The 13163-nt window shown below is 63.7% G+C and carries 16 protein-coding genes; 12 read left to right on the top strand and 4 right to left on the bottom strand.

Annotated elements, in window-relative coordinates; genetic code table 11:
* The first annotated feature begins 71 nt into the window (after positions 1-71).
* From RFM98_RS04595 to RFM98_RS04545, 11 genes are all read left to right on the top strand, one after another.
* On the top strand, positions 72-1016 hold the full coding sequence (locus RFM98_RS04595; protein ID WP_320307728.1) for a heme o synthase: 945 nt from the start codon (positions 72-74) through the stop codon (positions 1014-1016).
* Positions 1013-1204, top strand: a complete 192-nt coding sequence (locus RFM98_RS04590) for a cytochrome c oxidase system small membrane protein (protein ID WP_320307727.1) — start codon at positions 1013-1015, stop codon at positions 1202-1204. Before RFM98_RS04595 ends, RFM98_RS04590 begins: the two co-directional genes overlap by 4 nt.
* Positions 1204-1854, top strand: a complete 651-nt coding sequence (locus RFM98_RS04585) for a cytochrome c oxidase assembly protein (protein ID WP_320307726.1) — start codon at positions 1204-1206, stop codon at positions 1852-1854. The genes RFM98_RS04590 and RFM98_RS04585 overlap by 1 nt, the downstream gene beginning before the upstream one ends.
* 1 nt (position 1855) lies before the next feature.
* Entirely contained in the window at positions 1856-2737 is an 882-nt protein-coding gene (locus tag RFM98_RS04580; RefSeq protein WP_320211884.1) for a cytochrome c oxidase subunit 3, read from the top strand.
* An 81-nt stretch (positions 2738-2818) separates the two neighbouring features.
* Positions 2819-3205, top strand: coding sequence for a DUF983 domain-containing protein (locus tag RFM98_RS04575; RefSeq protein WP_320307725.1), 387 nt, complete (start codon positions 2819-2821; stop codon positions 3203-3205).
* Positions 3202-3957, top strand: a complete 756-nt coding sequence (locus tag RFM98_RS04570; protein WP_320307724.1) for an SURF1 family protein — start codon at positions 3202-3204, stop codon at positions 3955-3957. Before RFM98_RS04575 ends, RFM98_RS04570 begins: the two co-directional genes overlap by 4 nt.
* Before the next feature lie 144 nt (positions 3958-4101).
* The gene (ispH, locus tag RFM98_RS04565; protein WP_320307723.1) at positions 4102-5106 is read left to right on the top strand and encodes a 4-hydroxy-3-methylbut-2-enyl diphosphate reductase; all 1005 of its coding nucleotides are present in this window, start codon (positions 4102-4104) and stop codon (positions 5104-5106) included.
* 6 nt (positions 5107-5112) lie between these two features.
* Complete coding sequence (locus RFM98_RS04560; protein ID WP_320307722.1) at positions 5113-6075, top strand: homoserine kinase; 963 nt, start codon at positions 5113-5115, stop codon at positions 6073-6075.
* Positions 6072-6599 carry a ribonuclease HI gene (gene rnhA, locus RFM98_RS04555; RefSeq protein ID WP_320307721.1) on the top strand — a complete coding sequence of 176 codons (528 nt, stop codon included), beginning with the start codon at positions 6072-6074 and terminating at the stop codon, positions 6597-6599. Before RFM98_RS04560 ends, rnhA begins: the two co-directional genes overlap by 4 nt.
* Before the next feature lie 112 nt (positions 6600-6711).
* Positions 6712-6993 carry a ribbon-helix-helix domain-containing protein gene (locus RFM98_RS04550; RefSeq protein ID WP_320307720.1) on the top strand — a complete coding sequence of 94 codons (282 nt, stop codon included), beginning with the start codon at positions 6712-6714 and terminating at the stop codon, positions 6991-6993.
* Positions 6983-7294 carry a type II toxin-antitoxin system RelE/ParE family toxin gene (locus tag RFM98_RS04545; protein WP_320307719.1) on the top strand — a complete coding sequence of 104 codons (312 nt, stop codon included), beginning with the start codon at positions 6983-6985 and terminating at the stop codon, positions 7292-7294. The genes RFM98_RS04550 and RFM98_RS04545 overlap by 11 nt, the downstream gene beginning before the upstream one ends.
* A 33-nt stretch (positions 7295-7327) precedes the next feature.
* On the opposite strand, the gene RFM98_RS04540 is transcribed toward RFM98_RS04545, so the two are convergent.
* From RFM98_RS04540 to RFM98_RS04530, 3 genes are all read right to left on the bottom strand, one after another.
* Complete coding sequence (locus RFM98_RS04540; RefSeq protein WP_320307718.1) at positions 7328-7804, bottom strand: DUF2938 domain-containing protein; 477 nt, start codon at positions 7802-7804, stop codon at positions 7328-7330.
* On the bottom strand, positions 7804-8286 hold the full coding sequence (locus RFM98_RS04535; protein ID WP_320307717.1) for a peroxiredoxin: 483 nt from the start codon (positions 8284-8286) through the stop codon (positions 7804-7806). Before RFM98_RS04535 ends, RFM98_RS04540 begins: the two co-directional genes overlap by 1 nt.
* Positions 8287-8425: 139 nt before the next feature.
* Complete coding sequence (locus RFM98_RS04530; RefSeq protein WP_320308132.1) at positions 8426-9232, bottom strand: protein-disulfide reductase DsbD domain-containing protein; 807 nt, start codon at positions 9230-9232, stop codon at positions 8426-8428.
* Positions 9233-9358: 126 nt separating this feature from the next.
* On the opposite strand from RFM98_RS04530, the gene RFM98_RS04525 reads away from it, so the two are divergent.
* Positions 9359-9967, top strand: coding sequence for a YqgE/AlgH family protein (locus RFM98_RS04525; protein ID WP_320211873.1), 609 nt, complete (start codon positions 9359-9361; stop codon positions 9965-9967).
* A gap of 307 nt (positions 9968-10274) precedes the next feature.
* On the opposite strand, the gene RFM98_RS04520 is transcribed toward RFM98_RS04525, so the two are convergent.
* On the bottom strand, positions 10275-13163 hold the full coding sequence (locus tag RFM98_RS04520; protein WP_320307716.1) for an EAL domain-containing protein: 2889 nt from the start codon (positions 13161-13163) through the stop codon (positions 10275-10277).

Here is a 13163-nt window from a genome sequence, read left to right as displayed (position 1 = left end):
ATCCCGACGCATACGAGGCCGCCGGCTTGTCCGGCGGTCTTGGCCAACGGAATGATGGACTTTAAGTACGCATGGCCCTTGCCGGAAACAGATTGACGGAGGAAGCGGGCTTTCGCATGTCGGAAGCGACCGCGGGCGATTTCTTCGCCCTGTTGAAGCCGCGCGTCATGTCGCTGGTCGTCTTCACGGCCTTTGTCGGCCTGGTCGCGGCGCCCGTCACCATCAACCCGCTGCTGGCGATGATCGCCATCCTGGCGATTGCCATCGGCGCCGGCGCTTCCGGAGCGCTTAACATGTGGTACGACGCCGACATCGACGCGGTGATGACCAGGACGTCCAGCCGCCCGGTGCCGGCCGGTCGTGTCACGCCAGGCGAGGCGTTGAGCTTCGGCCTGGTGCTGTCGGTGCTGTCGGTGATGACGCTCGGCGTGCTGGTCAACTGGCTGTCGGCATCGCTTCTCGCCTTCACCATCTTCTTCTACGCCGTCATCTACACGATGTGGCTGAAGCGCTGGACGCCGCAGAACATCGTCATCGGCGGCGCCGCCGGCGCCATTCCGCCGGTGATCGGCTGGGCCGCCGTGACCGGCTCGGTCAGCCTCGAAAGCGTGATCCTGTTCCTGATCATCTTCCTGTGGACGCCGCCGCATTTCTGGGCGCTGGCGCTGTTCAAGTCCGACGACTACGCGCGCGCGGGCATCCCGATGATGCCGAATGTCGCCGGCCAGGCCTCGACCCGTCGGCAGATCTTTGCCTATGCGCTGATCTTGGCGCCGGTCGGTGTGCTGCCCTGGGCGCTCGGCTACACCACGGCCGGCTATGGTGTCGTCTCGGCAGTCCTTGGCGCGGGCTTCGTCTGGTATGCCTGGAAAGTGCTCGCCATGGCCGACGACGATCGCGCGATGAAGCCGGCCAAGGCCCTGTTCGGCTACTCGCTGCTCTATCTCTTCGCTATCTTTGCCGCCTATCTCGTCGACTGCGTGGTCGGGCGCGCCCTCATGATGGGGGGAGTATGATCGTGGCCGACAAGAAGCTCGAAATGGTTACTTTGACCGACCGCCAGCAGAAGGCGCGCCGCAACCGCTCCATCGCCATCGGCGTCGCGCTGGCGGCATTGGTCATCATCTTCTATGCCGCCACCATCGTGCGCTTCGGTCACCATGGCGCCAGCCTGACCGGCTCGGGCCTGTTGGGAGGCGGCTGATGAGCGGCGACTTGGGCAAGCCCCGTAAGGTGAACAACGGCCCCCGCAAGCTGAACAACGGCATCGTCGCCGCGGTCTGCCTCGCCTTCTTCACCGGCATGGTCGGCATGGCCTATGCGGCGGTGCCGCTCTACAAGATGTTCTGCCAGGTCACCGGCTATGGCGGCACCACGCAGCGCGCCGAGAAGCAATATGCCGGCCGCGTGCTCGACCGCGACATCACCATCCGCTTCGATGCCAACACCAACGGCATTCCGTGGCAGTTCGAGCCTGTCGCCCGCTCGGTGACGATCAAGATCGGCGCGACGGCGCAGGCGCATTACAGCGCCACCAACAAATTCGACCGCCCCATCACCGGCCGCGCCTCGTTCAACGTGCAGCCGGAAATGGCCGGCGCCTATTTCAACAAGGTGGAGTGCTTCTGCTTCACCGACACGACGCTGAAGCCCGGCGAGACGCTGGACATGCCGGTCGTGTTCTATGTCGATCCAGACATCGTCAACGTGCCGGAACTCAAGGACTTGAAGACCATCACCCTGTCCTACACGATGTTCCCGGTCGAAAAGAAACAGCCGGTCGCCTCGTCGGCGCCGGCCGCTGGTAGCAGCACCAACAAATTTTCCGATACCGAAGCAAGCCTCGGGGGTTGATATGGCAGACGCGCACGCAAAACCACAACACGACTACCATCTCGTCAACCCCAGCCCGTGGCCTTTCCTGGGCTCGGTAGGCGCGCTGGTCACGGCCGTCGGCGGCGTCTGCCTGATGCAGTATCTGAAGGCCGGCAACTTCCCGGTGTTCGGCCACAACATCGCCAATCCGTGGCTGTTCTTCATCGGCCTGATCATCGTGCTCTACACGATGTTCGCCTGGTGGTCCGACACCATCAAGGAAGCGCATGAGGGCCACCACACGCGCGTCGTGTCGCTTCACCTGCGCTACGGCATGATCATGTTCATCGCCTCCGAGGTGATGTTCTTCGTCGCCTGGTTCTGGGCCTTCTTCGACGCCAGCCTGTTCCCGGGCGAAGCATCGCAATATGCCCGCACCGCCTTCACCGGCGGCGTCTGGCCGCCCAAGGGTCTGGAGGTTCTCGATCCCTTCCACCTGCCGCTCTACAACACCATCATCCTGCTGTTGTCGGGCACGACGGTGACCTGGGCGCACCACGCATTGCTGCATGGCGACCGCAAGGGCCTCATCAACGGCCTGGTGCTGACCGTCGGCCTCGGCATGCTGTTCACCATGGTGCAGGCCTACGAGTACATGCACGCGCCCTTTGCATTCAAGGATTCGATCTACGGCGCCACCTTCTTCATGGCGACCGGCTTCCACGGCTTCCATGTCATCATCGGCACCATCTTCCTGCTGGTCTGCCTGGTGCGCGCGATACGCGGCGACTTCACGCCGAAGCAGCATTTCGGCTTCGAGGCGGCTGCCTGGTATTGGCACTTCGTCGACGTGGTCTGGCTGTTCCTGTTCAGCGCGATCTATGTCTGGGCCTCGAACGGCGCGATGATCGAAGGCCACTGACCCCAACGGGATGAATTCATGGGGCGGCTGCGGCGACGTGGCCGCCTTATCTTTTTGGGCGAAAGGGTCTACGGTGCGGACATGAGCGAAGACAAGGCGATCTGGCCGCCCATCGATCCCGTTTCGGCCGGCCTGCATGGCCGCTGCCCGCGCTGCGGCGAAGGCAAGCTGTTCTCGGGCTTCCTCACCGTCGGCAAGCGCTGCTACAATTGCGGGCTCGACTATTCCTTCGCCGATGCGGGCGACGGACCGGCGGTGTTCGTCATCCTGATCATCGGCTTCGTCGTCGTCGGCCTCGCATTGTGGATGGAGGTGACGTTCAGTCCGCCGCTCTGGCTGCACTTCATGTTGTGGATACCGCTGGCGCTGGTGCTGTGCCTGACGGCGCTGCGCCTGATCAAGGGCGTGCTGATCACCTTGCAATATTCGAGGAAGGCCTCCGAGGGCAGGCTGGATTCCATCGAATGAGCGAGACGGCCGATTTGGTTGCCGGCCGTTCGCGGCCGCGCTTGGCGTTGCTGCTTGGCCTCGGCCTTGTCCTGTTCGTCATCCTGACCGGGCTCGGCACCTGGCAGGTCCAGCGCCTGCACTGGAAGGAAGACCTGCTCGCGACCATCGACAAGCGCACCCATACCGCACCGCTGCCTCTAGCCGACGTCGAGAAGGAATTCGCCGCCTCCCATGATGTCGATTACACGCCGGTGACGATGACAGGCACCTTCCTGCACCAGGGCGAGCGGCATTTCTTTTCCACCTGGCAAGGCGATAGTGGCTTCAATGTCTATACGCCCCTGCAGCTCGAGGACGGCCGCGTCGTGCTGGTCAACCGCGGCTTCGTGCCCTACGACCTCAAGGATCCGGCCAAGCGCCCACAGGGCGAGGTTGCCGGCAAGGTGACGGTGACCGGGCTCGCCCGCAATCCGCTGCCCGCAAAGCCATCGACGATGCTTCCCGACAACGATGTCGCCAAGAACATCTTCTATTGGAAGGACCGCGACGTCATGGCCGCGAGCGCCGGGCTGCCGGCCGGTGTGGTGCTGGTGCCGTTCTTCATCGATGCCGACAAGACGCCGAACCCTGGCGGCCTGCCGGTCGGTGGGGTCACCATCATCGATTTGCCGAACAACCACCTGCAATACGCCGTCACCTGGTACGGGCTGGCCGCGGCGCTCGCCGCCGTGCTGATCCTCAGACTGCGCCGCCCGGCGAAGGAAGCGTGAAACCGGTCGCTCTTGACAGGGCAGGGGTACGCACCTCATTTCGCCTGCATCAAAGAGAGAGAGCATGATGTCGTCCGAAACCGCTTCACACTTTTCGGCATCATGCTCTTGAATCCTGAATCCGACTGAACTGGCCTTGCGTTGATGATTGAGAAAAAGCCACCGCTCACGATCAGGCTCTGCCAGCCGCGCGGCTTCTGCGCCGGCGTCGACCGTGCCATCCAGATCGTTGTGCTGGCGCTGAAGAAATACGGCGCGCCGGTCTATGTCCGCCACGAGATCGTGCACAACCGTTATGTCGTCGAAGGGCTGCAGAGCCTGGGCGCCGTCTTCATCGAGGAACTGTCCGAGATTCCGCCGGAGCATCGTCAGTCGCCCGTGGTCTTTTCCGCGCATGGCGTGCCGAAATCGGTGCCGGCGGATGCTCAGGCGCGCAATCTCTTCTACCTCGACGCCACGTGCCCGCTCGTCTCCAAGGTGCACAAACAGGCGATGCGCCACCAGCGGCTCGGCCGCCATGTGCTCCTGATCGGTCATGCCGGGCATCCGGAAGTGATCGGCACGATGGGCCAATTGCCGGAAGGCGCCGTGACGTTGATCGAGACCGAGGCCGATGCGGCGCGCTTCGTGCCCGTCGACGCTTCGGCCCTCGGCTTCGTCACCCAGACGACCTTGTCGGTCGAGGACACCGCCGGCATCATCCGGGCGCTGGAGGAGCGGTTTCCCGAGCTGCACGCGGCCGCGGCCGAATCGATCTGCTATGCCACCACCAATCGCCAGGAAGCGGTGAAGGAGACGGCGGCCGGCGCCGATCTCTTCCTCGTCGTCGGCGCTCCGAATTCGTCCAATTCGCGTCGCCTTGTCGAAGTGGCGGAGCGCGCCGGTGCCACGATGTCGCTTCTCGTGCAGCGCGCCGCCGAAATTCCGTGGGATGAGATCGCCGGGATTAAGACGCTCGGTCTGTCGGCAGGCGCTTCGGCGCCGGAGATCATCGTCGATGAGATCATCGATGCGTTCCGGCAGCGCTTCGACGTCACCATCGATCTGGCCATCACGGCCACGGAAACGGAGGATTTTCCGGTGATGCGGGTGTTGCGCGATGTCGAACTGACGGCGGCCGACATGGCCTTCGTCAATGGAGCCGCGTGAAACCCGATGGCCGTCTACACCGACGTCAACGAAGGCGAGCTGACCGCGTTCCTCGAAGCCTATCCGGTGGGCGAGCTGCTGTCCTACAAGGGCATCGCCGAAGGCACCGAGAATTCCAATTTCCTGGTCCACGCCTCGACCGGCTCCTACATCCTGACACTCTATGAAAAGCGCGTCGACAAGGCCGACCTGCCGTTCTTTCTCGGCTTGATGGGCCATCTCGCCAGGAAAGGCATTTCCTGCCCGCTGCCGGTCACCGCGCATGACGGCACCGTCATCGGCACGCTCGCCGGCCGGCCGGCCGTCATCATCACCTTCCTCGAAGGCCTGTCGCTGAGGCGGCCGACGGCCGCGCATTGCGCGGAAGTCGGCAAGGCGCTCGCCAGCCTCCATCTTGCCGGCCAGGATTTTCAGATGAGAAGGCTGAACGCGCTGGCCATCGACGGCTGGCGCAAGCTCTGGGCGGCCTCCCGCGACCGTGCCGACGAGGTCGAGCCGGGGCTTGCAGCCGAGGTCGACGCCGACTTCGGCGATTTCGAGCGCAACTGGCCGGCTGGCCTGCCGCAGGGCATCATCCATGCCGATCTGTTCCCGGACAATGTCTTCTTCCTCGGCGAGAAGCTGTCCGGGCTGATCGACTTCTATTTCGCCTGCGACGACCTCTACGCCTATGATGTCGCCACTTGCCTCAACGCCTGGTGCTTCGAAAAGGATTTTTCCTTCAACCTCACCAAGGGCACCGCACTCCTTGCCGGCTACCAGTCGGTGCGGCCGCTCGAGGGCGAGGAAAAGGCGGCGCTGCCGATGCTGGCGCGCGGCTCGGCGCTGCGCTTCATGCTGACCCGGCTCTATGACTGGCTTACCATTCCGGATGGCGGGCTGGTGATGAAGCGCGATCCGACCGAATACATCCGCCGCATGCGCTTCCATCGCGCGATCAGATCGCCATCCGAATACGGGCTGACATGACCAAGCAAGTTGAAATTTTCACTGACGGCGCCTGCTCGGGCAATCCCGGGCCGGGCGGCTGGGGTGCCATCCTGCGTTTCAACGGCAAGACCAAGGAACTGTCGGGCGGCGAGGCCGAGACGACCAACAACCGCATGGAGCTTCTGGCGGCCATCTCGGCGCTGAACGCGTTGAAAGAGCCTTGCGCGGTCGAATTGCACACCGACAGCAAATACGTCATGGACGGCATTTCCAAGTGGATCCATGGCTGGAAGAAGAACGGCTGGAAGACCGCCGACAAGAAGCCGGTGAAGAATGGCGAATTGTGGCAGGCGCTGGATGAAGCCAACCGGCGCCACAAGGTGACCTGGAACTGGGTCAAGGGCCATGCCGGCCATCTGGAGAACGAGCGCGCCGATGAACTTGCGCGCGAAGGGATGGCGCCGTTCAAGAAGGGCCCGGTGAAGCCTGTCGTGGCGCAACCCACTGCGCAGCCGCAGCGGCCGGTGGCCGCAAAGGCGCGGCGCTCGACGCAAAGCTATTAGGCCTAAGGCGGTCCATGACAGTCCGTTGAATTCAACGGATCAGCCGCGCCATTGATTGCAGCCCGGCAAAGGGAGTATTATTTGCTACCATAGAGTAAGGACATAGTGACCCATGGCAAATGTGGAAAAAATCAGCGTGGCTGTCACGACGCAGCAGGCGGCCGTCATGCGCGAGGCCGTAGAAACTGGCGAGTATGCCACCACGAGTGAAATCGTGCGCGAAGCGGTGCGGGATTGGTTGGCCAAGCGCGAATTGCGTCAGGAGGACTTGCGCCGGCTGCAGCGGCTCTGGGATGAGGGCAAGGCAAGCGGAAAACCGGAGCCGTTGGACTTTGATGCGCTCCGAAAGGAAGCTCGGCAGAAGCTGAGGGATGCCGCGCCGAATGGTCGTTAAGGTAGTCTGGTCACCAGCGGCCAAAGCCGACCTCATCGACATCTATGTGACCATCGGCAGTGAAAGTGTGAGGGCCGCCGATCGCTGTTACGATTGGATAGAGGACCGGGCGCTGCAGTTGACGGATCAACCACGCATGGGCGTAAGGCGGCCTGACATTCGGGCGGCGACACGCATGCTGGTGGCGGCACCGTTTGTATTGCTCTATGAAACGATGCCGGACACGGACGACGGCCCGGTAGAGTTGGTTGAGATCGTTCGCGTCGTGGACGGCCGCAGGGATTTGAACCGTCTATTCTGATCTCAGCTCGTCATCGCTGTTGTTGAGAAAATATCAGCGGATCAGCAGCGCCGTCGAGAACATGCCGAGCGCGAACACCGTGTGCGCCACGAGGTTGAGCGCGCGCGCCTTCATCGGATTGGGAAGCCTGGATGCCGCCCAGCCGGCGCCCATGCCAGGCGCCAGCAGGAACCAGCCGGCCCCGACCGTGACGATGCCGAGGATGAAGGCCGGCAGGAATGTCGGCGCCGCCAGCCAGCCCGCGCCGGCGAGCACCACGAGGATCACGCCGTAGAGGATGCCGACCAGATAGTGGAAGGCCCAGCCCAGCGCCTTTTCATGCGCATAGGGCGCGGCCTTGCCGATATCGTCGTGGAAGACCCTTTCGGGCAGATGCCGGACCCAGCGCCCGACCATGCCCCACTTGGGCAGCGGCAGGCCGAACGCCTTGTTGAGGATGATCGCCCAGATATCCATGAACACCGTGGCGCCGATGCCGATCGCCACCGCGCGCCAGACGGTGTCGAGCATCAGAGCTGCTCGAGGATTTTTGCCGCGCCACTTTCGTCGACGCCCGGCTTGGTTTCGACGTTGAGCGCGGTGACCTTGCCGTCATCGACGATCATCGAGAACCGCTTTGAGCGCAGCCCCATGCCGGCTGCGGAGAGATCGTTGTCGAGCTCGACCGATTTGGCGAAGTCGCCGCTGCCGTCGGCGAGATAGAGGATCTTGCCCTCACCGCCGGTGAACCGCGCCCAGGCGCCCATGACATGCACGTCGTTGACCGAAACGACGGCAATCGTGTCGACGCCGCGCGAAAGAATGGCGTCATGGTTCTCGAGGTAGCCCGGCAGGTGGTTGTTGGAGCAGGTCGGCGTGAAAGCGCCGGGGACGCCGAACAGCACGACCTTCTTGCCAGCGAAAATCTCTTCGCCGGTGACCTGTTTTGCACCGTCGGCGGTCATCATCTTGAAGCTCGAGGCGGGCAGTTTTTCGCCAACCGAAATGGTCATGGGTTCCTCGCTTGCGAGATGGGGAAGATCGATGCCTTCGATACCGGACCGGACGGTTTCCCGCAACCTTTCAGAGCAATTCCAGGAAAAGTGTGCGGCGGTTTTCCGTCCGGAATTGCGGCTCAAGGAGACCCCTGGATCAAGGGAAAGGCAGCAGCCCGTCGACCGAACCCTCGGCGCTAGTCAGCGTATAATAGAGCCCGCCATCGGTCGGCGTCGCCGACGGCCGGTCGAGGATCGGCACGGTGAAGAACAGCTTGCCGTCCTTCTCGCTGCGCACCGGCGCGCCGAACATGTAGTCGCGGTCGCCGGCGATGAAGAAGTCGACGGACTCCGGATCGCCGGGCGACTGCGCCTGGACGACAAGGGTTTCGTGGTCGCCAGGCAACACGCTGATGCCGAAATCGGACTGGGCCGGGGAAGGCAGCGTCGCGATCGCGGTTTTCACCAATGTGGCGTCGGTCGCGTTATCGGGATCGGAGCCGGGATCGACGCTGAGCCGGGTCTGCACCGGGATGCAGATCGTCTCGCAGATGCCGAGGAAGATGTTGGCATCGATGGTCGCCGGCTGGTCGGGCGAAGACAGCGTGAAGGTCACAGGCAGCGACACCGGGCGATCATAGCCGGCCCATTTGCCATAGCCGTCGTCATGCCGTTGCGGCGGCGGGAACGACAATTGGGCGTCGGCGATATTGGTGCTGCCCGATATGTCGAGTTGGGGCGGCACGCCGGCATCGCCCGGATCGCGCCAATAGGTCTTCCAGCCGGGCTTCAACGCAATGTCGAGCACGCCGTGGATCTTGCCGGCCTCGTCGGGCTTGCCGGTAGTCACCAGCCGCACCTTGCCGCCTTCTGAATTGTACCAGGTCGAGGAGGAGGCCTCGGCCGGGAGGCCTGTAGCCCACCCGAAAACGACGCCGAGAACCAATATTTTCATGTATCGCATGGCGGTGATTTGACCGTCCATTCTTGGCCGCGCAATGACTTCGTCGCTCTCCCGGTATCATATTTGCGTTACATCGGGGACCGGCACCACCTTTTCGGCGCTGCCGAAACGCGTTACGCTCACCCTATGGACTTGCTGCGCCACAAGAAGTCGGCCGCCGGACGCGGTTTCCTCGACGACCAGTTCCTGATTGCCATGCCTGGCATGAAGGACGACCGCTTCGCGCGCTCCGTCATCTACATCTGCGCCCACAGCGACGAGGGCGCGATGGGCCTGATCATAAACCAGACGCAGCAGATGCTGTTTCCGGACCTGCTTGTGCAACTCGGCATCATGAACGAGCAGGAAGCGATCCGCCTGCCGGCGCATACGCGCGATTTCGTCGTGCGCAATGGCGGGCCGGTCGACCGCAGCCGCGGCTTCGTGCTGCATTCCGGCGACTATCGCGTGGAATCCTCGCTCAACGTTTCCGACGACATCTGCCTGACCGCAACGGTCGACATCCTGCGCGCCATCTCGACCGGCCGCGGCCCGCGCCATGCGCTGATGGCGCTCGGCTATTCCGGCTGGGGCGCCGGCCAGCTCGAAACCGAGATTGCCGAGAACGGCTGGCTCACCTGTCCGGCGACGCCCGAGCTGCTCTTCGACACCGATATCGAGCGCAAATACGACCGTATCCTGGCTTCGATCGGCATCGACCTCGCCCATTTGAGCGCCGCCGCCGGCCACGCTTAGCCGCAGGCCTCATAGCTGCGGTTCCGTGGGATCATCGCAAATGCTGGAGATTGGCCGAGCCGCGGCACCGTCGTCATCCACGGGCGGAGCAAGGAGCGAAGCGGCGCGCGCAGACCCGAGGATCCATGCCGTAACTTTGATCGAAGGACGCAGCGGAGCAGAATTCTGCGTCGCTTTCAGCGCCTTAAAGTCACGGAATGGATACTCGGGTCAAAGCCCGAGCTTGACGACGCGATGGATGGTCGCGGCCAATCGCTGAGGGCTCTGCTTCTCCACCAGAACGACGCCCCTCATCAGGCGTGCCTGATCACGCCTGCGTCAGCGGATACTGCTCCTTCAGCGTCTTCAGCACCTGGTCGCCGGGCATCGGCGCGCCGAACATGAAGCTCTGGACATATTCGCAGCCCATCTGGCGCAGCTCTAGCGCGTCGCTTTCGTCGGAGATGCCTTCGGCCACGACCGAAAGCCCCAGCTCATGCGCCATGTTGACCATGGATTTGAGCAGCACGGCCCGCTTCGGCGTGGAGTCGTCGACGAAGCTCTTGTCGATCTTGATCGTGTCGAAAGGGAAGCGCGTCAGATAGGAGAGCGAGGAATAGCCCGTGCCGAAATCGTCGAGCGACAGGCCGATGCCGAGTTGCTTGAGCTTGGCCAGCACATGCGCGGTCTGCTCGGGATTATCCATCACCAGGGATTCGGTGAGTTCGAGCCGGAAGCAGCGCGGCTTCAGATTGGCGCGCGCAATGACGGAGCGGACGTCGCTGACCAGATCGCGGCGTATGAGCTGGCGGCTGGACAGGTTGACCGAGACCGAGAGCGGCGCGTCGCCGATCTGCTTCTGCCAGGCCGCGAGGTCCTCGGCCGCCTGCTGCATGGCGAACAGGCCAAGCTGCACGATCAGTCCGCAATTCTCGGCCACCGGGATGAAGTCCCCCGGCGGGATCATGCCCCGGCGCGGATGGTCCCACCGAAGCAGCGCCTCGAAGCCGGCGACGCTGCCGTCCTCCAGCCGCACGATCGGCTGGTAGGCAAGCGTGAACTCGCGCCGCTCGATGGCGCGGCGAAGGTCGGATTCGAATTGCAGCCGGTCGGTGCCGACGGTGCGGAAGGCGGGCCGGAACGGCTCGATCCTGTCGCCGCCGAAGCGCTTGGCCTGGTGCATGGCAAGCTCGGCGTCCTTGACCATGTCCTCGGCCGAGGTCTGCGCCGTCGTCCAGGTGATCAGGCCGATCGAGGCGGTCAGCACGATCTCGCGCTTGGCGAAGGTGATCGGATTGTTGATCGCGTGCTTGATGGCATCGGCCATGGCCGCGATCCGGGCAGGGTCCTGTTCCGAAAGCAGCATCAGCGCGAACTGGTCGCCGGCAAAGCGCGACAGCGAATCCTTCGGCTTGAGCAGGCGGTGCAGCCGTCGCGCGACCGTGAGGAGAATGGTGTCGCCGGCGGAAATGCCAAGGCCGTCATTGACCTGCTTGAAGCGGTCGATGTCGATGATGAAGACCGTCGGGCGCACCTTGTCCTCGGTGCGGGCGATCGAGATGATCGCCTCCAGCCGGTTCATGAACAGCTCTCGGTTCGGCAGGCCGGTCAAATTGTCGTGCACGGCGTCGTGCAGCAGCCTTTCCTCGGATTTCTTCTGCTCGGTGACGTCGACCATGGTGCCGACGCAGCGGATCACCTCGCCGTCGGAGCCGATCACCGGGCGGGCGCGCAGCGAGAACCAGTGGTAGTGGCCGTCGGCGCCGCGCAGGCGGAAGTTCTGCGCCACCTTGCCGCGGCGGTGCTCCAGCACCACGTCGAGCGTGGTGCGAAACGTGTCGCGGTCGTCGGCATGCAGCACCGGCAGCCAGTTGCGGGCAGCGCCCCCAAGGCTGTTGGGCGCAAGGCCGAGCTGCAGGCTGATGTCCGGCTTGGTCACCACGCGGTCGCGCAGCACATCCCAGTCCCAGACGATGTCGCCCGAGCCGGCAACGGCGAGCGCCTGGCGCTCGAGATCGGAGAACAGGCCCTGGTGCAGCGCTCCGCCGGCAAAGGCATGCTGCATGACGGTGAAGCCGATGAGCAGGATGATCAGGATCAGCCCGCCGCCCAGCGCCGGCTGCGCGATGTCGTTGTCCAGCATGCCGGTGATCGCCATCCACGACCCGCATAGCCATAAGAGCACCATCACCCAGCTTGGCACCAGCATGATCGCACGGTCATAGCCGCGAATGCCGAGGAAGATGATGAGGCCGAGGCCGGTGAGCGCGGTGGCGGCAAAGGAGATGCGGGCAATGCCGGCGGCGACCGCCGGATCGACGATGGCGACGCCCGCAATCAAAAGCAGCCCGAGGATCCAGACCAGCGCGCCATAGCTGAAATGGCCGTGCCATCGGTTGAGATTGAGATAGGCGAACAGGAACACGACGAAGGTTCCGGCAAGCGCCACCTCCGTGCTCGCCCGCCATATCTGCTCGTTGCCGGGCGACATCTCTATGATCTTGTTAAGGAAGCCGAAGTCGACGCAGATATAGGCCAGCACCGCCCAGGCGAGCGCCGCCGTCGCCGGAAACATCGAGGTTCCCTTGACCACGAACAGGATCGTCAGGAACAGCGCCAGAAGGCCTGAGATGCCGATGACGATACCGCGGAACAGTGTGTAGGAATTGACCGAGTCCTTGTAGGAATCCGGCTCCCAGAGATAGACCTGCGGCAGCTTCGGCGAGGCGAGCTCGGCGATGAACGTCACCACCGTGCCGGGGTTCAACGTCACGCGGAACACGTCGGCGTCGGGGCTTGTCTGGCGGTCGAGCGCGAAGCCCTCGCTCGGCGTGATCGCGGCGATGCGCGTCGAGCCGAGGTCGGGCCAGAAGATACCGGAGTTCACCAGGCGGAAATGCGGCGCGACGATCAGCCGGTCGAGCTGCTGGTCGGTGGTGTTGGCGAGCGCGAAGACGGCCCAGTCGCCGCTCGAGCGCGCGTCATTGGCTTCCACCTCGATGCGCCGCACGATGCCGTCGGGCCCTGGCGCGGTAGAGACCTGGAAATTCTCGCCCTGGTTCCGGTAGATTTCCACCGCACCGGAGAGGTCCAGCGCCTTGTCGTCGCGCGCGATCTTGATCGGCTCGACGGCGAAAGCCGGCACGGCCACGAAAAGCGTGACGAGGACCGTCGTGATGAGGGCGAACAGCGACGCCACTCGCGGAAAATTCGTCAC

It is taken from the genome of Mesorhizobium australafricanum, assembly GCF_033977265.1.
GTDB classification, from domain to species: Bacteria; Pseudomonadota; Alphaproteobacteria; order Rhizobiales; family Rhizobiaceae; genus Mesorhizobium; species Mesorhizobium australafricanum.
This window is presented reverse-complemented; position numbering and strand designations above follow the sequence as displayed.